The following is a 19,688-nucleotide window of genomic DNA, read 5'->3' as shown; positions in this document are numbered from 1 at the left end:
GAATAAAATTCTAATTGGGGGGAAATAGAACCGAGTGCAAAGTAGAATGTTTTTGATTAACAACCAAACAAATACGCCTAAAAGTTAAATTCCCGCCGTTGCAGGTTGGCTCTGAAGCCTATAGAATAGAAGAAAACATTGCTATTGGGCTGCTCCTTAACATTGTAGGTACGGTAGGTTGCATTCAGATCTACAAACATATTTTCAAATAGTTCATATGAGGCATTGAATCCTAAGGTTACGCTATTTACGGGTATGCCTGAACCAATAAAAATATTCTGGTCTCTAACCCTGGTTTTATAATTCAATAGAAGATTTGATCCAAAATTAAAGCCTGCGGAGTCTAGTCCTTGTTTATAGGCAATAAGTTTTCCCTGCATATACAGGCGTGGTGTTGGCTGGTATTTAGCTAAAAGAATAAATTCTCTGAGATTGGCGCCTAAAGGGTGCGCTAAGGGTTGATTGTAATGTGTAAATGAGCCTGCGCTGTCGTAATGCGTGTATACAAAAGGTCTTATGATGTTCATTTCCGCCTGAAGGTCTAAGTTGCTGATTCCGAGAGCATTGATATATTTTACTCCTAGTTGCAGTGCCTGTTTATTGCGCCAGTCTCCGCGGCTTGGATGAAGGACTTCGCTCATTACCAGTTCATTTATTAGTAACTGGCCATAGAATTGGGTGTTTTTGATCGCATTTATTTTAAAATCCAAGCCGACGCTGGCTTTATCGGGACTTCCTTCGTGTCTTTCTATTGCTCTATAAAAGATAAACGGGTTTAAATAATCTAATTCGAAGCCGTTGCTGCGTCCGAAGGCTATGCTTTCGAACAAGCCTACATTGATCCATTTGGCAGCCTGGAAGCTCAGGTGGTGAGCGGCCATGTATTTTTTGGGTCTGAGATTGTCGCCGTTGGCATATGTAAATGGTGCTGTTTGTTCGGCAAAGATGTTCTGATAGTTAAGTTTCCAGACTCTCGTATTGACCTTAAGGAACAGGTAGGCGTTAGAAAAATCGCTCAGAAACAGGCTACGATAGCCGTTACCTATGAAAAGTTTATCATAAGCAAATACGAAATCGAAGTGTTTACCTGCGTTGAAGGTAATACCTCCTCGTGCGTCGGTATAGTCAAAGTCTTTTGTGCCAGAGCGTTTAAAATAGCCTTGACCAGGAACAGCTTCATACTTATCAACAAATGCTCTTACGTAGGCTGGGTCACGTTCCTGTGTTTCCAGCAAAGAAGTATAAAAGCCAAGTTTTTTTGCTATAGTCCCCCGTATACTGATACCACGAGCGTTTATATATGTGCTGCCAGTGCCGTCGTTAGCATGTCCGAATTCGAAGTTCAATAGTGGATCTACCCTCAGTGTAAAGTCCTCTGTATTGACGGCATACATATTGGCAGGTGTTCTGTAAAATGTTTTCAACAGAGGCTTGCGAGAGGCGAAGGAGTCGAGGTAGGGGGGCGCCCATTCTGCGTTATTCATCAGCAGGCGTTTCATATTGTAGAGATCTACCTGCGAAAGTGATGCCGGATACAGGCCTGCTTCTTCAAGGGACATGAGTTCTGCAATCCGGGCGGTAACTTTTTGCCTGTTGTAAGGCTTTGTTGTTGTAAAGCCTAGAATTGAGTCGTTTTGCAGTTGAATATCCAATCTGTCCAGCAACTGATACTGTTTGTTTTGCAGGGGTATATAGTCTGACTGAGCCTTTATGACCGTCGAAATAACAAGAAGAATAATTAAGCCGGTAAGTGTTTTTGTGCCTTGCATAGAAAAAATTACGTTTGCGAAGGTAAGGGGTTCCTGGTATTTAGGATGGAAAGTGCTGAAAATCTATACTTTTATATATATTTTTCGTTTGTCCAAGATGAATGCGATCAGCCAATAAAAAAGAATAATAATCAGTGCATATAGCAGAGATCCGTTTCTAAGGTCAGAAGAGATGGGTTTACAGATGTACTGATATATCCATCCTAACGGGGATATGTAAAGTTGTTTTCCTGCCGGAGACATATGGTCTTTTATTCTGATGAGTGCCAACAATCGCGGTAGGAGGCCTGCAAGGACGAATATGAACAATGGGTTTTTGCCAAATACGTCAAAAAAACGCATCCATCGTGCTCTGATATTTTGAAATTCAATAAGATAAATCAGGAGCACCAAGGTAAAAATGGCTAAACCGCTGGTGTAAAGTACATAACTGCTAGTCCAGATCTTCTTATTAATAGGGAATAGCATGTCCCAGCAGTAGCCTGTAAAAGTGAGGGCGATGGCAGCTATCGCGAGTTTTGTCAGCATTTTAAAAGTTTTACCTTTTTGCCGGATATATTGGCCTACCAGAAATCCGGAGATGACTTGAACGATTGCGGTGGGTGTGCTGGCTAGTCCTTCGGGATCAAAAGGAATACCCTCGCCTTTGTAAATGTGGTTATAGCCTATAATACGAAGATCTAATGGGGTGCCATAATATCCTTCGAGGCTAAACGGGGCGGCTGGAGCGCCCAGGCACAGGCATATAAGCCAGTACAATAATAGTATAATACAGGCTATTGTGAAAGCTCCTTTAGGCTTTTTCCAATAGACGATCAATGCTGCAACGAGGTAGCACAATGCTATTCGTTGCAAGACGCCCATAATGCGAACGGTTTCCCAGGATTTACCTACCAGTTGATCTCCACTCCATTGTAAAAAAGGGCTCCAGTTGAGCAAAAGTCCTATGGAGAAGATGATCGCAGATCGTTTGAATACCTTTTTCAGGAAAAAAGAGGTGCCAGATTCTCTAAAACGAGGCATGACGAAAGATAAAGCGTTTCCCACTGCAAACAGAAAAAAGGGGAAAACCAGGTCGGTCGGGGTACATCCATGCCAAAATGCGTGTTCAAGAGGTGGATAAATGTGGCTCCAGGAGCCAGGGTTATTGACAAGAATCATCAGGGCTACGGTAGCTCCCCGAAATACATCGAGAGAATAATAACGATTGTTCATGTGGAGATTAACATTCTTTGACAAGATACAAATTCCCCTATATTTGCCGCGATTTCATGATCCGGCTGTTTTCGTTCCCCCCTAATAGAAAGAGTTTACTTCCTGTAAGTAGCCGGTATGAACTCAAAACCTTAGCCGGGCGGTATTTGCTACTGTGACTGAGATAGCGAAGCCATGACAGGCAATTCTTAAACACCTCTTCCTATATTATAGATTTATCTGGCATTATAATGAATATAAAGAAAATGATACGCGTGACCTTGCTATGCAGTTTTTTGTTAGGGCTGAACTTTGCTCGCGCTCAGGATCTGCTTAAGGGAAACGATTTAAGTCAGGTTAAGGCGGAACAATTATCTGATGCAGATATAGCAAAATTTACGCAACAGCTGAAATCGTCAGGGGTGACTATAGAGCAGGCTGAACAGATAGCTTTGTCTAAGGGTATGCCGGCTGCTGAGATTGCTAAGTTGAGGCAGCGGATACAAATGCCAACAAGTGCAGTTGTAGCGGGAAATAGTGTTAGTAATAATGGTAGTGCAGATAGGTCCACAAATAGCAGTGAATTTTTGACCAAAAGAGAAGATGGAAAGCCAATAGATTCGAAGATCTTCGGAGCGGAGCTATTTTCCAGTGCTTCTTTGAGCTTTGAACCTAATTTAAAAATTGCGACACCAATGAATTATGAACTAGGGATTGATGATCAGATTCAAGTCTCTGTTTATGGAGTGCAAGAAACAAATATCGAGTTAACGATTTCTACGGAGGGAATCGCCAGCATACCTAATGTTGGGCAAGTTAAGCTGCTTGGGTTGACTATTGAAGCTGCAACAGAACGAATTAAGCAAGCTATGGGGAATACTGCCTACCCAACTTTACGTACTGGCAGCTCCAAGTTATCGGTTAATTTGTCACGCATACGGAGTATTAAAGTTACGATTATAGGAAGTAATAGGCCAGGTAATTATACTCTATCTTCTCTTGCTACTGTTTTTAATGCACTATATATGTGCGGAGGGCCTTCGGAGTTTGGAAGTTACAGAGAAATTGAGTTGATTAGAAATAACAAGCCAGAACGAAAAATTGATTTATACAAATTCCTGATAAATGGTGATCAAAACGACAATGTCCGTTTGCGTGATAATGATGTTATTCGTATACCTGTGTACAAGAAGCGTGTTGAGATTAAAGGGCAGGTAAAGCGACAAGGAATTTTTGAATTATTGTCAAATGAAACATTTGCCGACTTGCTTCAATATTCATCCGGATTTACAGATACGGCATATAAAGCCGCAGTAAAAGTGGTACAATTAACTGATAGGGAGCGAAGTGTGAAAGATATGGATGCGATTAGCTACTTGTCTTATATTCCTCATTCAGGGGATATATTTACCGTTTCTAAGCTTCTAAGTAGATTTAGTAATAGAGTGAGCATATCTGGGGCTGTATTTCGTGGTGGCTTTTTTGAGTTCACGGAAGGGATGACCATAGCAGATTTGATTCGTCGTGCCGATGGTCTAAAAGAGGAGGCTTATACTGTCAGAGCACAGGTTATAAGGTTAAAGGACGATTTTACGAAAGAAATCTTGTCTTTTGATGTACGTGGGGCATTAAATAATGATGTCGGACAGAATCTGAAGCTAAAACGTGAGGATGAAATTATAATTACGTCTGTGCTAGACCTAAGAGATGAGTATAAGATTTCTATACAGGGGGAGATTCGGGGCCCTGGTGAATATACGTATGCTGATAGTTTGTCGTTGAAGGACCTGGTCATTTTGGCTGGCGGGTTGACTGACGCAGCTCAGCCAAAAAAAATAGAGATTGCGAGGCTTCTTAAAAGGGATACTTTAACGGCTGAGGATGAGCGTGCAAGCGAAATTTTTGAGATCAAGAATGGAGAGGATCTATCAGTAGCTTCGCAAAATGTGCAACTACGTCCTTTTGATATTGTGACTATTCGCAGGAAGCCCGGGTACGTGGCATTGCAGTCCGTAAGTGTTGGCGGCCAGGTACAATATCCTGGTCCGTACGTAATGTCCAGGCGTTCGGAAAAAGTTAGTGATTTGGTTCGGAGAGCCGGTGGTTTTACTCCAGAGGCATATTTGGCTGGAGGATATCTTAAAAGATATCTAAGTGAAATGGATAAATCTTTAAAGAAAGATAAAATAAATAAAATACAAACAAATTTAAAGGACACTACAAATTCGATGTTAATCGATATAGATAAAGCTTTCGATCAAATTCCTTTGGATTTGGATTGGATTATGAGTCATCCTGGAGGGACTGAAGACCTGGTTTTAAAGCCCGGGGATGAATTATATATTCCTAAGTTTGATGCACAGGTTCGTATCAGCGGTAGCGTACTTTCTCCCACGCAAATTCCATACAACAGGCAATATAATGTCAAGGACTATTTGTCTGCTGCCGGAGGAACATCTGATTACGCCAGGAAGGGAAAAATATTTGTCCTGTATCCTAATGGACGGGCTGCTTCGACTAAGCATATTTTTTTATTTAGAAGTTACCCCAAGGTCATGCCTGGTGCAGAAGTGATCGTGCCTAAGAAGAGAGAACGAAAAGGATTGTCTGTTGGAGAAACCATTGGTATAACAAGTGGTATAGCTTCGTTGGCCGGAGTAGTGATTGCCATATTAAATATTTCAAAATAATAGATAGGGGATATGCCTGAAAATAAAGGTGAAGTAACTCTTAAAGAATTAGTGCTAAAACTAAAGGGACTGATTGGATACTTAGTATCTAAGTGGCGACTTGTTTTAATAACTGGGTTGGTTGGTGGAGCCATCGGATTTATTTATGCAACTTCTAAAAAGCCGGTTTATACAGCAGTTCTTACGTATGCTTTAGAAGATGAAAAAGGCAGTTCAATGGGTATTAATGGAGCTTTAGGTATTGCTAGTTCTCTCGGATTTGATTTAGGGGGAAATGCCGGCGGTGCTTTCAGTGGTGCTAATATTGTTGAACTAATGATGTCTAAAAAGCTGGTAGAGCAAACTTTGCTCCGTCCGATAGTGAGTGATGGAAAAAAAATCAGCTTGGCGGAATTATATATTCAATTTAAAGGGTGGCGTAAGGATTGGTCAAAGAAACAGCCTGAAGTGAATGAGACATTGCAGTTTTTGCCTGATGCAGACAGATCGAAATTTTCACGACAACAAGATAGTGTTTTGATGAACATTTCAAAAGGTATTATTAAAGAAGAACTTGCTGTGGCACAAAAGAATAAGAAAATATCTATTATCAGTGTGGAGGTAAAGACAGAAAATGAATTGTTCTCAAAAGCGTTTGCTGAAAGATTGGCTTCTGAAGTTTCTGACTTCTATATAGCAACAAAGAGTAAAAGGGCGAAAGTTAATTTGGACATTTTAATAAGACAATCAGATTCAATTCGCAACGAGTTGAATAATGCTATAACAGGTGTGGCTGTCGCCAATGATAACACCTATAATCTAAATCCTGCATTGAATGTAAAACGTACGCCGTCTATAAGGCGTCAGGTAGACGTGCAGGCTAATACTGCTATTTTGACTGAGCTGGTAAAGAATACCGAAGTAGCGAAAGTTAATTTACGTAAAGAAACTCCTTTGATTCAAATTATAGATACCCCTGTTTACCCGTTGTTGAAGCAAAAGCCGAGCCGCTTATTATCTCTGATTGCCGGCGGCTTTGTGGGGGGGGGGCGTGCATATTTTTCTTATTGTTTCAATTGGTTTATCGGAGTGCTATGGGAGCAGAATAGCTGTTGCCATTAAAATATCGTTCTGAATATTTTCCTAACTAGTTTTTTTCTAGTCGACTTTTGAAGTATTATTTAATAAACTTTGATGGGTGCTTTTTTAAAAAATGAATTAAATAAGACTTCTTTATGGGGTAGTATTTTTCAGTCTGCTGGGATAGGAGTCATTAATAGGTTGGTAAGTATCGGCGTTCGTACTATCACCATTCCGCTCCTACTTAATTATCTTGGGGTGGAAAGGTTTGGATTATGGATGACAATATCATCCATATCTGGATATATTATGTTTCTTGATTTTGGAATAGGTTCAGCAATTGTGAATGAGCTTATTGGGTTTTATACAGAAGATAAAAATGGAAGAGCTAATTTACTTATCACAAATGTTTTGTTTTTTTTCCTGGGCACAGTAATAATTTTAATTGTTGCCACCTTAATCGCATTACCACTTATTGATCTTAATGCCATTTTTCATCTTAAAAGTCTCATTGCCCAGCATGAGGTTGCATCTGCAACATTTATTGCCCTGATAATGTTCTACATGCAGCTTATTTCTCAAATAGTATTGAAAATTCCCTATACTCTTCAAAAGGGCGCGCTTACCGAAACATATATACTTATAGGAAATTTAATTAGTTTAGCTGGGATTTTATATGGGGTTTATGAAAAGCTGTCTTTACCCTTTCTTGTGTTTTTTTTAACGGGAACAATGTTGTTTGCAGCAGCATTGTTGATTTTCAGATTGATACGTAAAAAGATATACTATTTAGCTTGGGAGGGGGTAGGGGCCATGTTTAAAGAAATACGAAGGATATCTAAGGTGGGTTTTCATTACTTGCTCATGCAATCTGCTGGTATGCTTTTGAGTTCATTGCCATTAACTTTAATTGTTTCATATCATGGTGTTGGGGCAGTAGCATTCTTTGGGCTTATGTCACAGGTGATGGCTGCCGTTCAAATACCTTTCACTGTACTTCAACAGCCTCTGTGGGCTAAACTTAATCAATTCGCTAATCTTAGAATGCGAGAAGCTATATTTAGCATTATTAAAAACTATGTGTTATACGCATTTTTATATTCTTGTCTGGCTGCTTGTTTTTTAATTTTTGCAGTGAATTACGCATTAAATATATTTCTTCATAAAGATATTCTCATTCCTCTTTCATTAAGGGCGCCGTTTGCTATATGGTGTGCCTGTGGTTTAATTGCCGGAGGAGGATTAGGTACTTTGATTATGGCATTGGGTTTAACTAAGCAAATGGCAGCAATATCGGTTTTTCAATTGGTTGTTTTTTTAGTGACATCCTATTGGTTAATTCCTAAATCGGCTGCAACAGGGGCCGTGTGGTCTATAGTGTTTGCTTATACGCTTTCCTTTCCATTTATTATCAGGCTAGTTTGGTTGAAAATATTTAGTAACAGACATGATAACTAAGTTAAAGAATATTTTACGTCGTTTATGGGCTTTATATAAAGCTTATAAACCTGTTCGCGTTTTAGATTATTATAACAATAAGTCAATTCCCCCTGTTGGTCGTGTATTGATAAATTATATTCCGGAGCCTCTTTTATGGAAAGAAGATGACAGAAGGTTTGGAGGCCATAGTAATTTGTGGGAAAGCAGGGAGATTGCCAGAATATTTAATGAGTTTGGATATGTTGTAGATTGTATTTCCTTTCTTGATGATCGTTTTGCTGTGTCGAAGAAATACGATATTGTGTTTGATATATTTAAAAATATAGAGAAATATTCTAATTTGCCAACGCATAAAATTTTGCATCTGACGGGCTCTGATCCCTTATTTGCGAAAGAAGCTGAATTGAAACGAATAAAAAATCTGAAACTCAGAAAAGGTTTTGAGGTTAAGCCAAGAAGGGTTGTTCCTGAAAAAGATATTCATATTTTTCACACGTCAATACTTCAGGCAGACACATTGACATTAATAGGTAATGCAACTACTGTTTCCACCTTTCCCTTGGAAATTCAAGGCAAAATAAATTGTATACCAGGTACAGGCTCTCTGTTAAATTATGTGAGAACTCCTGCGAAAATTGAGTTCCGTAAAGAGTTTTTATGGTATGCAGGTGCTGGAGCTGTTCATAAAGGACTGGATTTGGTTTTAGAGGCGTTTTTGATTTGTCCAGAGTGCAAACTGCATCTGGTTGGTCCATATGAAGAAGAGGGTGACTTTATGAATGCATATGGAGAAATAATCAGGAATACTGATAATATAGTGAGCCATGGGTATTTATTTCCGGGGAGCGAAAGATTTAAAGAGATTACTCAGTATGTTATTGCGTTTATCGCTCCTTCGTGTAGTGAAGGTACTGCTACGGCCGCAGTTACTTGCATGCAATATGGCTTTTTGCCTATTATAAGCAAAAATGTAGGAATCTCTATTACCGAGTTTATGGGAATACTTTTAAATGAGTGTTCTGTTGAAGAAATAGTAACCTCATTAAAATGTATCAACGAGAAAAAAAATGTAGAACTAAAGGATATGATTACTAAAAGTCAGGCTTATGCATCTGAAGTCTTTTCAAGGCAAAACTTTCATCACCAAATGAAAAATGTAATTTTCGAAATTTCTGAAAAGTTGAAGAAATAGCCATGTGTACTAAAAGAAGTCATATAAAATAATCTGACCGTCATTATGAAGATTGGAATTGTTGTAAATAATCTTGACACAACAGGTGGATACCAGAAGTTGGTCCTGAGAATGTATCAGGAGTTGACAAAAAGAGGATATGAGGCTATTATATATACGCTGTCTTTAAATAGGGAACGCTGTTACCCAGATATTATTAAAGATGTCAATATTATCGCTCTTTCAGAGGGGACTGTAAAAAAAAGTTCGAAGTTCGAACATGTAATTAAAACTATTTTTTCCAAAGTGAATGGCATTATAAAGATGCGTTCTTTAGCCAGGTTAATGGCCTCTGATTTAAATGGTCTAATATTACACGATGAGCCTTCGCTTCATTTGTTACCTTTTTACAAGTCAAATGAAAAAGAAAGTAAGGTTGTCTGGATGCTGAATAACCAATTATCTTATGACTTTTTGGATACAAAAAGCTGGTTGACCGAGCATTTTGCGGGCAATAGGAGTGTAAAATCCATTATAGCTAAACTGGTAACCTTAACGCCTGATTTTATCAACCATAAAATTATCAGTAAAAGAACGGCTTACGTTGATCATTTTGCAGTTTATGATAGTTTCAATCGCAATCTCGTACAACAAAGGGTCAAGCGAAACGCTGCGCTAGTATATGCAGGAGCTGACTTGCAATGGTTTGAAGAATTATCGCATGATAGAGTTTATGGCAAAAAAGAAGTCTATACCATTTTGTCTGTAGGTGTAATCTTTCCGCATAGAAGATATGAAGATTTGCTTTATGCCGTGTCTTCTTTAATAGAAAGAGGAATAATCGTTCAATTGAATATAGTAGGGGCTCAAGATAAGAGCCCTACCTATTTTAAAATGCTTTTAGGTATAAGAGAGCAATTAAAAATAGATAAGTATGTTAATTTTTTAGATTATGTTAGTGATCAGGAATTAAAAAAACTGTATAAACATGCTGATGTATTTGCTTTCGTGAATAATGGGTTTACATGGGGTATTTCTGTATTTGAAGCGGTTGCAGCCGGCTTGCCAGTTGTTATTACTAATAACATCGGAGCAGCGGATATCATAGAAAATGAGGTCGATGGGTGCGTTATAAATCCGTGCCAGCCAAAAGAAATTGCTAATGCAATTGAACAACTATTTTCCAGCCCGGAAAAGAACGCGGCCATCTGTCGCTCTGCGCGGAGCAAAGTAAATGATTTACTAACATGGCGGGCGTATACGCAAAGGATATTGTCTTTAGTTGGCGCTGAGCGAGACATTAGTAAATGAAGAATCAGTAGATGTTAGGAGATATTATTTTTTACAAGAAAGACTATTTCAGATATTTTAGTATAGTATTTTTGCTATACAGTGTTTCTATTTCGGTAAGTTCCGTTTTTGGGCTCCCTATCTTGTTTTATAGGCTGTCTACCTCTTTATTATCTTTACTTTCTTTATTTATAATTATTAAAAATTTAGATACAACGGATGCCTCTCCGATTGTTTATTGGTTGTTTGCATTAACATTGTCTTGGTATGGGATAATTGTTTTGCGGGGATTAAGCCTTGACCCCAGAATACTGGCTCGCTTATTCGTGAGCCCGACGTTCTTTTTGCCTTTTGTCGCTATTGTTTTTCTGTATATAAATAAGGATATTTCATTTATTAGAGTCCTTTTTAAAATAATAGTGGTGTATGATATCTTTTTTATATGCTTGGTTCTTTTTGGAGCGAGAGCTGTCTTTGATGATGTGAATAACTATGAAGCCATATCGAAACAACTTGCGTTCCCAAATTGTTTTTTGTTGTTGTGTTATGCTTATCAGAAGCGAAGAATAAAAATTTGGACTTTATTTATCTTTCTAGTTTGCTTTATTACCGTTCTGTTTTTAGCAAGAAGAAATCAGATATTTACTTTAGGTCTTTTTGCTTTTATGGCTTTAATGCTGCATATTTTTTACTTCTACAGAAGGTACATCATTCGTAATGCTTTGATAATATTTTTAGTAGTAGTGGTACTGGTGGGAGGTTATCAAAAATATGCCTCGGATCTTTTCTCTACATTTTCCCTGCTAGTCGAGCGGATTGATGCGAATACCAGACAGGTAGTTGAAGATTGCCTATATGAAGATATGAAGCCGCTAGATTACGTTATTGGTAAAGGTATGGCTGCTAAGTATTATTGTCCGAGTATTGACTATAACGAGGGGGAAAGCGATAAGAGAACAGAAGAAGAAAAAGACTATAGGATGGATATCGAAACGGGCTATTTGAATATTATTTTAAAAGGCGGTATAATTAGTCTGATGCTGTTTGCTCTATTTTGTTTGAGTGCTATTGTTAAAGGTCTTTTTTTCTCAAAAAATGGATTTGTAAAAGCTTGTGCGTTGCTTGTTCTAGTAAACATGTTAGGCATCTCTATAGAAAGTAACCAGGCCTTTTCTTTAAGGTATTTGTTAGTTTGGATTTGTATTGGATGTTGTTTTTCTAAACGGATTAATAGTTATTCTGATGCAGAAATTGAATTCGAAATAAAAGGAGATAATTTATTGAAATATGGTAAATTATAAATTTGATATATCTGTAGTTCTTGGCTCAAAAAATAGAAAAAATCTATTAAAAGCTACCATAGCTAGCATTCAGAATAACGGCTTTAAAGGGAAAATGGAGATAATTGTTGTTGATGGTGGGTCTACTGATGGCACATGTGACTGGCTTGCTAAGCAAAAAAATATTCTAACTTTCATTCAACCTAACTTTAAGATCAAAGATCAAGATGGCATTGATATATTGGCTCACTCTTGGGGTGAGTTTATGAACATTGGCTTTAAATACGCCAGTGCGCCTTGGGTCGTAATGGTCAGTGACGATTTAATTTTAGAATACGGATGTATTCAAAAGGGATACGATGAATTAGCTAAACGAACTAAAGAGGGACAGCGTATTGGTGGTGGAGCCTTTTATTTTAGAGAATACCCCAGACAGGCGTATTATCGGGTAGGCTTCCTACCTCAAGATTACATAGCTATAAATCATGGATTCTATAATAAACAAGCCTTGATAGAGATAGATTATTTGGAAGAAAAAGCGTACAACTTTTATTGTGCAGATGGCGACGTTGTCATGAGGCTACAGGGAAGAGGCTGGGAGGTGATAGCATTAGAAGAGTGCTATGCCGGGCACCTGGTTCATTTGCCAAAACTTTCCAAAGAAGCGGTTTCCAAGGCTACGTTGAGGGATATAGAGGTTTTTAGCAAGACATATCCTTATAAATGTAGTAGCTCCATTAAGGTGAAATACAGCAGACCTCAGATTAACTATAAGCCTTTTTGGAGGTTTGCTTTTTTGAATTGCGTACTTGGATATTTTTTGAAATTTGTTGATTTTTATCGAAAGAAATAATGATTGAAAAAGGAAGGCTTAGGATAATTGGCGAAAGGTTTAAAAGGCATCCTGCCTATAAATATCTTTTGCTTGAGAAGGTTTTTAGTATTGTTTTTACATTTACTATAAATCTTCTTTTATTTCCTTTAAGATATTTGTTTTTAGGTAAAATACGATTTGGCTCAAGCATTTCGATATCGGTGAGTTGTAGAAATCTGAAAAGCATATATATAGGGAATAGGGTACGGATTAATAAGGGAGTCGTGTTGTGGGCAGGTTATAGGGGGGGGATTTACATAGGTGATTTCTCACAACTAAATCCTTATACAACTATATATGGAGATGTCAAAATAGGCAGATATGTAATGATAGCTCCTCATGTAATGCTGGCCGGAGGGGGGCATGGATTCGACGATATATCAAAGCCAATGATGTTGCAACCTTCAACAAATAAAGGAGGGATCGTAATTGAGGATGATGTTTGGATTGGAGCAAATTGCACGGTTGTAGATGGAGTTGTTATCGGTAAAGGTGCAATTATTGCAGCAGGGTCGGTGGTTGTTGGCAATGTAGCTTCTTATGACATCGTAGCGGGGGTGCCTGCTAAGAGAATCAGAAGTCGTCTGGCCTAAATTCTTCTTTGATTGGCGATATTGGAAATTAGGAATGGTATTATAATGTTGGAATCAAGTGGATGTGATAAATAGTAATTTTATGCAAGTAATAGATTTTATGGGAGGCCTTGGGAATCAGATGTTCCAATATGCTTTTTATAAGAGGCTACTGGCAAATGATATAAATACGTTTGGTTCTTTATTATACTACAAATACATTGACCCACATAATGGTTTCGAACTTGATAAAGTTTTTGATGTAAAGCTCTGTTTTTATAAGGATTATAAATTGTATAGGTTTCTGCCGGATACCTTTAAAGTAGCTCAAATTGTTTGTGCTTTAAAGGGGCATAAAATTGTTAAGGAAAAAAAAACTAATTTTTATAGTTTTCATAGCAGGTACTTAAAGCAGCCCCCATCCCAAAGTGTACTTCGTTTCATAGGATATTGGCAGTCTCCATTTTATTTTCAAGACATAGTCAAATCAATTAAGGCGGATTTCGTTTTTGATGAGAACCGTGTCTCTACTCACAACAAGCAATTTTTGGAGGAACAGCGTGGGAGGATAACTGTAGCTATTCACGTAAGGCGTGGTGACTATTTGAATAAAGAGAATCATGCGCTATTGGGGAGTATTTGTTCTGTATCATATTACCAAAAGGCCATCAACTATTTTACATCTCACTTTTCTGATGTCTCTTTGGTTTTCTTTTCTAATGATATTCGGTGGTGCCAGGCGAATTTTTCTACTCAAAATAGTTATTTTATTGATTGGAATAAAGGCGCTGATAGTTGGCAAGACATGTATATAATGTCTAATTGCACCCATAATATTATTGCCAATAGCTCTTTTAGTTGGTGGGGAGCATGGTTAAATAATAATGAAGAAAAGATTGTGATTTGTCCTGACCGATGGACAAATGAGGGGGGGCATTCAAATTGTGATTTATTACTTGATGCTTGGATTAAGATTAAAGGGTAATTGTTTTAATATGTCTGATTTGGTATCTGTAGTAGTGGTAACATATAAGAGATTAGAATATTTAAGGCAGACTGTTGAGTCTATACTTCGCCAAAGTTATTATAATTTGGAAGTGATCGTTGTTGGCGACGGAATGGAAGAAGACGTGGCTGAATATATTACTAGTCTAAATAATCGACGAATTAATTATTATTGGGTTGAGCATTGCGGGTATCCTGCAAAGGCCAGGAATTTCGGTATTCAAAAGGCCTTGGGACAATACATTGCTTTTTGCGATGATGATGATTTGTGGTACCCTGATAAAATAGCAAAGCAGGTAGCAATATTGGATGGTTGCCCTGGACTACTGCTTTGTTGTTCCTTAAGAAATACGATTGACGGAAAAGGTAATAGAATAGCCAATAATGTAAATTGGATACCTAAAAAATTGAGTCTTAGGTCTTTACTTCTTACGAACTATATAACGTATTCGTCTGTGGTTATTAGGGGGGGGATTCTAAACAAAGTAGGCTTTTTCCCGGATACTGTTACTTTTAAAGCTGTAGAGGACTACCATTTATGGTTGCGGATAGTTAACAAGGGAGATGTTTTTATGATTAAGGAGGCTTTGGTTGAGTACAGGATACATAACTCTAATATTACGGCTAATTTATTCTGGGGAACAAAATTGACCTTGTTAGTTCTGAATGATTTTTTCAAGAATCATTCAGTATCGTATTCAACCAAAATGGTCGCTTTAATGGTTATTTATCTTAAGAGGATTTATTATAAAATAAAGTATAGCTATCCATTGGGTTAATTTTTGTTCGGACACATATTTTGTAGAGGAAGTTCTTCAAGAGAATAATATTTGGCTCTTATAGACTTAGAAATGTGGCAGGGAGTATTGACGGAGATAAGATATGCCAGTTGCTTCGGCCGGAATAAAGGTTTTAATCAGATGCAGCTATTAACTTCATCTTTAAAATATAAGTTTTACGGAGTTGCTATTTGGTGCAAATTTTAATCTGAAATTATAGTAATGAAAATAGGTATTATAGGGAGTGGAATTTCTGGCTTAAGCATTGCTAATTTGTTGAAAGACAAGCATGATGTGCAGGTATTTGAAAAAGAACAGCAACCTGGTGGGCTTATTAAGTGTGAAAGAGTGCAGGATTGCCTTTTTCATAAAGTGGGGGGACATGTATTTAATTCAAAGAACGAAAAAGTGCTGAACTGGTTTTGGGGGCATTTTGATAAAGATAGTGAGTTTGTGAAGGTGAAGCGTAATGCCAAAGTTTTTTTCAATAATTCAATTATAGGATATCCTATCGAAAACTATGTTTATCTGATGAAACCGTCTTTGGTTAAAGATATTACCAAGGAGTTGTTAGAGCTTTCTAAACGTCCCGGAAAATCACCTTTTGAATATGAGAACTTTGAATTGTTTTTAAAAGGGAATTTTGGACAAACACTGTTCGATATTTACTTTCAGCCATATAACTATAAGATCTGGAAAACTGACTTAGGTACTATTTCTATGGAATGGCTGGAAGGTAAGTTGCCTATGCCGGATTATGCTGAAATATTATATAGTAATATCATAAGGATAGAGGAAGAGAAGATGGTGCACGCCAGCTTCTTTTATCCTAAAGACGGAGGATCACAGTTCATTGTCGACAGGTTTAAGAAAGAGCTACAGATTCATTCAGGTGCAGCTGTTAACGTTGTGACAGAAATGGAGGGGCATTTAGAGGTAAACGGTGCTTCATTTGATAAGTTAATATATTGTGGTGATATAAGAAAGCTACCTGCTTTTTGTAAATCTATTCTTGCAGAAAGCGATGTGGATGTTGCGTATCTCGAAAACTTGCGTTCGAATGGTACCTCTAATCTATTCTGTGAAACTGATGCAACAGATGTTTCGTGGTTGTATATACCTGAGAGTTTTACAGAGGCGCACAGAATTATTTACACTGGTAATTTTAGTAGTAGTAATAATAAAGGAAGTAAGAGAACCACTTGTGTTGTGGAGTTCTCGGGCAAGGTAAGCTATGAAAAAATGCTGGAGGAAAGCAAAAAATTACCAGGTAATTTAAAGGCACTTGCTTGTAATTATGAACCTAATTCCTATGTGATACAAGACAATAGAACAAGGGAAGAAGTAGGTAAGGCGAAAAAAGCATTGGAAAAGCGGGGCATCTACTTGTTAGGGAGATTTGCGGAATGGGAATACTATAACATGGACAAAGCGATTGAGGCTGCATTCAGTCTTGCAGAACATTTTGATTAATCAGATAGCTCAATTTTCCAAAACTTGTTTCCTATTTTAAGTTTTTCGTATTTGTATGAACAATGAAGGGGATAGTTTTGATTATAAATATTCAATATTAGTTTAGAATGGGAATTAAAAAATCGCATATTTCATACTGCTTGGGTCTTATCAGGAGGATTGCCTATTATTACTTCTTGGATAAATTCCTTGTCAGGAAATGTCTGAATTTCTTGGATAATAAGTATAAAGGAAACAAGGTGCTGATTTTGATACTACATGGTGGCAAATCAAAAGAGCGGGTTGCTTATTTAAAAGAATATTACTCAGGTTTTCTGCAGTGTGACTTTTTATTTTATGCTGATTATTGGGATTTGGATAATAACGTTCTTAAAGTATCTTATTCAGACGAATATCAAAGTAATGAAATGAAGCACATTAACATACTTAATATAACCTCCCGCTTTGGGGTAATAGGTAAATATGAGAGTATTTTTTGTGTGGATGACGACACTTTTGTAAACATACAGGAGCTGTTAAAGAAGCTTGATGGCGATAAAAAATGGACTCAGCCTAATACAATTCTGGGCGAAATGCTGATACAATCCAGGAATACCGGGAATCCGTTTTTGAGAAAACATGAAGGACTTTGCTATCCTAGTGGAGGAGCTGGTTATCTGATTCATAATACAGTATTTGCTGTTATACCTAGGTTTCGCATGTATTTTACGGATTATTCAGACGTATCACTGGGAATTAATGTAAAGAAATCACAAAGTGTAATTCTGGAGGCCGATAGCGCTTTTCATAGCCAGCCTGTTGATTTTTACAATTTAAGTAAAGAAAACATCAATAATGCAGTGTCATTTCACTATGTAAAAACAAGAGAGCAGTTCGAATTTTATAGAGAGCAGCTAAGAAGTCTTTAACAGCTCATTTCTCAATTATTAAGGTGTTACAATAGTTCTTTAGGAAAGAAAAAAGGATGGGGTAACGGAACCTCTTTCTCAAATTGTGGTCTATGAAGTGTTTACATGTAGTTAACATCTCTTTCGTTTTGCCCTACTATATTGGAGGGCAATTTGATTTTTTAAGGGATAAAGGGGTGTCGTTTTATGTCGCGTGTACACCATCTGAGTTTCTAAATCAGTATGCTGAAGAAAAAAATTTTTTTTCGATTCCAATAACAGTTGCCAGAGAGATTAATATTATAAAAGATGTTAAGTCTGTCTTTGAACTTGTAAGGGTAATAAGAAAAAACAAGATAGATGTTGTAATAGGGCATACCCCTAAAGGAGGTTTACTAGCTATGACAGCTTCTTATCTAGCGGGAAGAAAGAACAGGATATACTTTAGACATGGCCTGATGTACGAGACCTCTAAGGGGATGAAAAAGGTCCTGCTCAAAAGCATTGAGAAATTAACTGGCATGTTGGCGAGTAAAGTTGTTTGTGTTAGCCCTTCTGTTTTAGAGATAAGTAACAGGGAAGCGCTTAGTGATGCAGGTAAGAATATTATTCTAAATAGAGGGACATGTAATGGGATAGATTTGCGGAGATTTAATAAGACGGCAGTGTGTCATAAGCGAGTTGAAGAAGTTCGAAGGAAATATGGGATTAATAGTGACAAAAAAATTATAGGGTATGTAGGAAGGTTAGTTAATGATAAAGGCATTAATGAACTTGTTGGTGGTTGGCGTTTGTTAAGGGAAAAGTACAGTGATATAATACTGTTATTGGCCGGTCCGTTCGAAGACAGGGATTCTTTACCAGAACGGACTAAAGAGGTATTGAGAAATGATGAATCAATCATTTGTACAGGATTGATTGATGAAGTGGAGTTGTTTTATTCAATGATGGATTTTTTTATTTTACCTTCTTATAGGGAAGGATTTCCAACGGTTGTATTAGAAGCTTCGGCTATGGAATTGCCTGTACTTACAACAAGGGTTACAGGGTGCTGTGATTCTATCCGGGATGGGGAAACAGGTTGTTTTATAGAGAACGATCCTACTGACATAGCCAACAAAATGAAATATTACCTGGATAATCCAGAGATAGCAAAAGAGCACGGTCGGAACGGAAGAATATTTGTTGAAAAAAACTTTCAACAGGAAATTATTTGGAATGATATTGCCAGCCTTATTTTTAATTTAGACAATCATGAAAATCACAATAACCGGCAGTAGTGGCTTTATCGGTAGAAATCTTTCTTCTTATCTCGAGGAGAATCTAAACGTTGAAATTGTAAAAATAGGAAGACCGCAAATTTATGATGGATCATATGTTGATTTGCTGGGCGATGTTGTTATTCATCTGGCGGGGAAAGCACATGATGTGAAGAATAGCAGTGCGGAAGACGAATATTATAAGGCAAATTTTGAATTGACTAGGCAGCTGTATGATGTGTTCTTAAAGTCTGATTCTCGGATATTTATTTTTGTAAGCTCTGTCAAGGCAGTTCGGGATAACTGTACAGAATCTCTGACAGAGGACATTATTCCTTCCCCACAATCTCCGTATGGCAAGTCAAAGTTAATGGCAGAGGAATATATCATGGCAAATAAGCCTCCTGAAGGTAAGTCATATTTTATACTTCGTCCCTGTATGGTTCATGGGCCGGGCAATAAAGGAAACATGAACTTATTGTATAGTTTTGTAAATAAAGGAGTGCCGTGGGTATTTGGGGCTTTTCAAAATAAGAGGTCATTTTGCAGTGTTGAAAATTTTTGTTTTGTGATCAACGAACTTGTTCAAAGAAATGATATCTATTCTGGTATTTATAATATTGCAGACGATACTCCTCTATCAACGAATGAGTTAATTAGTTTAATTGCTAATGCTTCTCACAAGAGGATTCATATATATAAGGTTTCGAAACGCTTTATAAAGGCCATTTTTAAATTGGGTGATATTTTGGGATTGCCTATAAATACGGATAAGCTGGATAAGATGACAAGTAGCTATATTGTTGAGAACTCAAAATTGATAAAGGCTTTAGGGAAAGGGCTCCCTGTTGGTGCAAAAGAAGGGTTGATAAGGACTTTTCAGTCGTTTAGAAATAAGGATAAATTTATTTAGGTTGAAATATTTTTTTATTTAAAAAATAATTGC

Annotated in this window: 16 protein-coding genes; 14 read left to right on the top strand and 2 right to left on the bottom strand. The window is 37.4% G+C overall.

Going from position 1 to position 19,688, the window contains the following annotated elements:
- Positions 1-77: 77 nt before the first annotated feature.
- Positions 78-1,769: a hypothetical protein gene (locus ESB13_RS18885; RefSeq protein ID WP_129005250.1), complete on the bottom strand. Its 1,692-nt coding sequence runs from the start codon at positions 1,767-1,769 to the stop codon at positions 78-80.
- Positions 1,770-1,832: 63 nt separating this feature from the next.
- Positions 1,833-2,984, bottom strand: coding sequence for an acyltransferase family protein (locus ESB13_RS18880; RefSeq protein ID WP_129005249.1), 1,152 nt, complete (start codon positions 2,982-2,984; stop codon positions 1,833-1,835).
- 230 nt (positions 2,985-3,214) lie between these two features.
- On the opposite strand from ESB13_RS18880, the gene ESB13_RS18875 reads away from it, so the two are divergent.
- From ESB13_RS18875 to ESB13_RS18810, 14 genes are all read left to right on the top strand, one after another.
- Complete coding sequence (locus tag ESB13_RS18875) at positions 3,215-5,653, top strand: SLBB domain-containing protein (RefSeq protein WP_129005248.1); 2,439 nt, start codon at positions 3,215-3,217, stop codon at positions 5,651-5,653.
- A gap of 12 nt (positions 5,654-5,665) precedes the next feature.
- Complete coding sequence (locus ESB13_RS18870) at positions 5,666-6,754, top strand: Wzz/FepE/Etk N-terminal domain-containing protein (RefSeq protein WP_129005247.1); 1,089 nt, start codon at positions 5,666-5,668, stop codon at positions 6,752-6,754.
- Positions 6,755-6,826: 72 nt separating this feature from the next.
- On the top strand, positions 6,827-8,170 hold the full coding sequence (locus ESB13_RS18865; RefSeq protein WP_129005246.1) for a lipopolysaccharide biosynthesis protein: 1,344 nt from the start codon (positions 6,827-6,829) through the stop codon (positions 8,168-8,170).
- Positions 8,160-9,344 (top strand): glycosyltransferase, encoded by a 1,185-nt coding sequence (locus ESB13_RS18860; protein ID WP_129005245.1) that lies wholly within the window; start codon positions 8,160-8,162, stop codon positions 9,342-9,344. Before ESB13_RS18865 ends, ESB13_RS18860 begins: the two co-directional genes overlap by 11 nt.
- Positions 9,345-9,389: 45 nt before the next feature.
- Positions 9,390-10,634, top strand: coding sequence for a glycosyltransferase family 4 protein (locus ESB13_RS18855; RefSeq protein WP_129005244.1), 1,245 nt, complete (start codon positions 9,390-9,392; stop codon positions 10,632-10,634).
- 11 nt (positions 10,635-10,645) lie between these two features.
- Positions 10,646-11,914, top strand: a complete 1,269-nt coding sequence (locus tag ESB13_RS18850; protein ID WP_129005243.1) for a hypothetical protein — start codon at positions 10,646-10,648, stop codon at positions 11,912-11,914.
- On the top strand, positions 11,901-12,746 hold the full coding sequence (locus tag ESB13_RS18845; protein ID WP_129005242.1) for a glycosyltransferase family 2 protein: 846 nt from the start codon (positions 11,901-11,903) through the stop codon (positions 12,744-12,746). The genes ESB13_RS18850 and ESB13_RS18845 overlap by 14 nt, the downstream gene beginning before the upstream one ends.
- On the top strand, positions 12,746-13,360 hold the full coding sequence (locus ESB13_RS18840; protein WP_129005241.1) for an acyltransferase: 615 nt from the start codon (positions 12,746-12,748) through the stop codon (positions 13,358-13,360). Before ESB13_RS18845 ends, ESB13_RS18840 begins: the two co-directional genes overlap by 1 nt.
- An 82-nt stretch (positions 13,361-13,442) precedes the next feature.
- The gene (locus tag ESB13_RS18835) at positions 13,443-14,324 is read left to right on the top strand and encodes an alpha-1,2-fucosyltransferase (protein ID WP_129005240.1); all 882 of its coding nucleotides are present in this window, start codon (positions 13,443-13,445) and stop codon (positions 14,322-14,324) included.
- 10 nt (positions 14,325-14,334) lie between these two features.
- Positions 14,335-15,123, top strand: a complete 789-nt coding sequence (locus ESB13_RS18830; protein ID WP_164974276.1) for a glycosyltransferase family 2 protein — start codon at positions 14,335-14,337, stop codon at positions 15,121-15,123.
- A gap of 222 nt (positions 15,124-15,345) precedes the next feature.
- Positions 15,346-16,596, top strand: a complete 1,251-nt coding sequence (locus ESB13_RS18825; RefSeq protein ID WP_220399721.1) for an NAD(P)-binding protein — start codon at positions 15,346-15,348, stop codon at positions 16,594-16,596.
- 107 nt (positions 16,597-16,703) lie between these two features.
- On the top strand, positions 16,704-17,504 hold the full coding sequence (locus ESB13_RS18820) for a hypothetical protein (RefSeq protein WP_129005237.1): 801 nt from the start codon (positions 16,704-16,706) through the stop codon (positions 17,502-17,504).
- A gap of 92 nt (positions 17,505-17,596) precedes the next feature.
- A complete protein-coding gene (locus tag ESB13_RS18815; RefSeq protein ID WP_129005236.1) occupies positions 17,597-18,763 on the top strand; it encodes a glycosyltransferase family 4 protein in 1,167 nt (388 codons plus the stop codon).
- Positions 18,738-19,655, top strand: coding sequence for an NAD-dependent epimerase/dehydratase family protein (locus ESB13_RS18810; RefSeq protein WP_129005235.1), 918 nt, complete (start codon positions 18,738-18,740; stop codon positions 19,653-19,655). Before ESB13_RS18815 ends, ESB13_RS18810 begins: the two co-directional genes overlap by 26 nt.
- Positions 19,656-19,688: the final 33 nt, after the last annotated feature.

The sequence above is a fragment of the Filimonas effusa genome, assembly GCF_004118675.1.
GTDB lineage: Bacteria > Bacteroidota > Bacteroidia > Chitinophagales > Chitinophagaceae > Filimonas > Filimonas effusa.
Note: the sequence above shows the minus strand (reverse complement) of the source record. Positions and strands in the feature narration are given on the sequence as shown.

What these genes read in the sequence shown, in the direction of transcription:
- ESB13_RS18885 (WP_129005250.1), bottom strand. Translation starts at nt 1,769, where the DNA reads ATGCAAGGCACAAAAACACTTACCGGCTTAATTATTCTTCTTGTTATT.
- ESB13_RS18880 (WP_129005249.1), bottom strand. Translation starts at nt 2,984, where the DNA reads ATGAACAATCGTTATTATTCTCTCGATGTATTTCGGGGAGCTACCGTA.
- ESB13_RS18875 (WP_129005248.1), top strand. Translation starts at nt 3,215, where the DNA reads ATGAATATAAAGAAAATGATACGCGTGACCTTGCTATGCAGTTTTTTG.
- ESB13_RS18870 (WP_129005247.1), top strand. Translation starts at nt 5,666, where the DNA reads ATGCCTGAAAATAAAGGTGAAGTAACTCTTAAAGAATTAGTGCTAAAA.
- ESB13_RS18865 (WP_129005246.1), top strand. Translation starts at nt 6,827, where the DNA reads ATGGGTGCTTTTTTAAAAAATGAATTAAATAAGACTTCTTTATGGGGT.
- ESB13_RS18860 (WP_129005245.1), top strand. Translation starts at nt 8,160, where the DNA reads ATGATAACTAAGTTAAAGAATATTTTACGTCGTTTATGGGCTTTATAT.
- ESB13_RS18855 (WP_129005244.1), top strand. Translation starts at nt 9,390, where the DNA reads ATGAAGATTGGAATTGTTGTAAATAATCTTGACACAACAGGTGGATAC.
- ESB13_RS18850 (WP_129005243.1), top strand. Translation starts at nt 10,646, where the DNA reads ATGTTAGGAGATATTATTTTTTACAAGAAAGACTATTTCAGATATTTT.
- ESB13_RS18845 (WP_129005242.1), top strand. Translation starts at nt 11,901, where the DNA reads ATGGTAAATTATAAATTTGATATATCTGTAGTTCTTGGCTCAAAAAAT.
- ESB13_RS18840 (WP_129005241.1), top strand. Translation starts at nt 12,746, where the DNA reads ATGATTGAAAAAGGAAGGCTTAGGATAATTGGCGAAAGGTTTAAAAGG.
- ESB13_RS18835 (WP_129005240.1), top strand. Translation starts at nt 13,443, where the DNA reads ATGCAAGTAATAGATTTTATGGGAGGCCTTGGGAATCAGATGTTCCAA.
- ESB13_RS18830 (WP_164974276.1), top strand. Translation starts at nt 14,335, where the DNA reads ATGTCTGATTTGGTATCTGTAGTAGTGGTAACATATAAGAGATTAGAA.
- ESB13_RS18825 (WP_220399721.1), top strand. Translation starts at nt 15,346, where the DNA reads ATGAAAATAGGTATTATAGGGAGTGGAATTTCTGGCTTAAGCATTGCT.
- ESB13_RS18820 (WP_129005237.1), top strand. Translation starts at nt 16,704, where the DNA reads ATGGGAATTAAAAAATCGCATATTTCATACTGCTTGGGTCTTATCAGG.
- ESB13_RS18815 (WP_129005236.1), top strand. Translation starts at nt 17,597, where the DNA reads ATGAAGTGTTTACATGTAGTTAACATCTCTTTCGTTTTGCCCTACTAT.
- ESB13_RS18810 (WP_129005235.1), top strand. Translation starts at nt 18,738, where the DNA reads ATGAAAATCACAATAACCGGCAGTAGTGGCTTTATCGGTAGAAATCTT.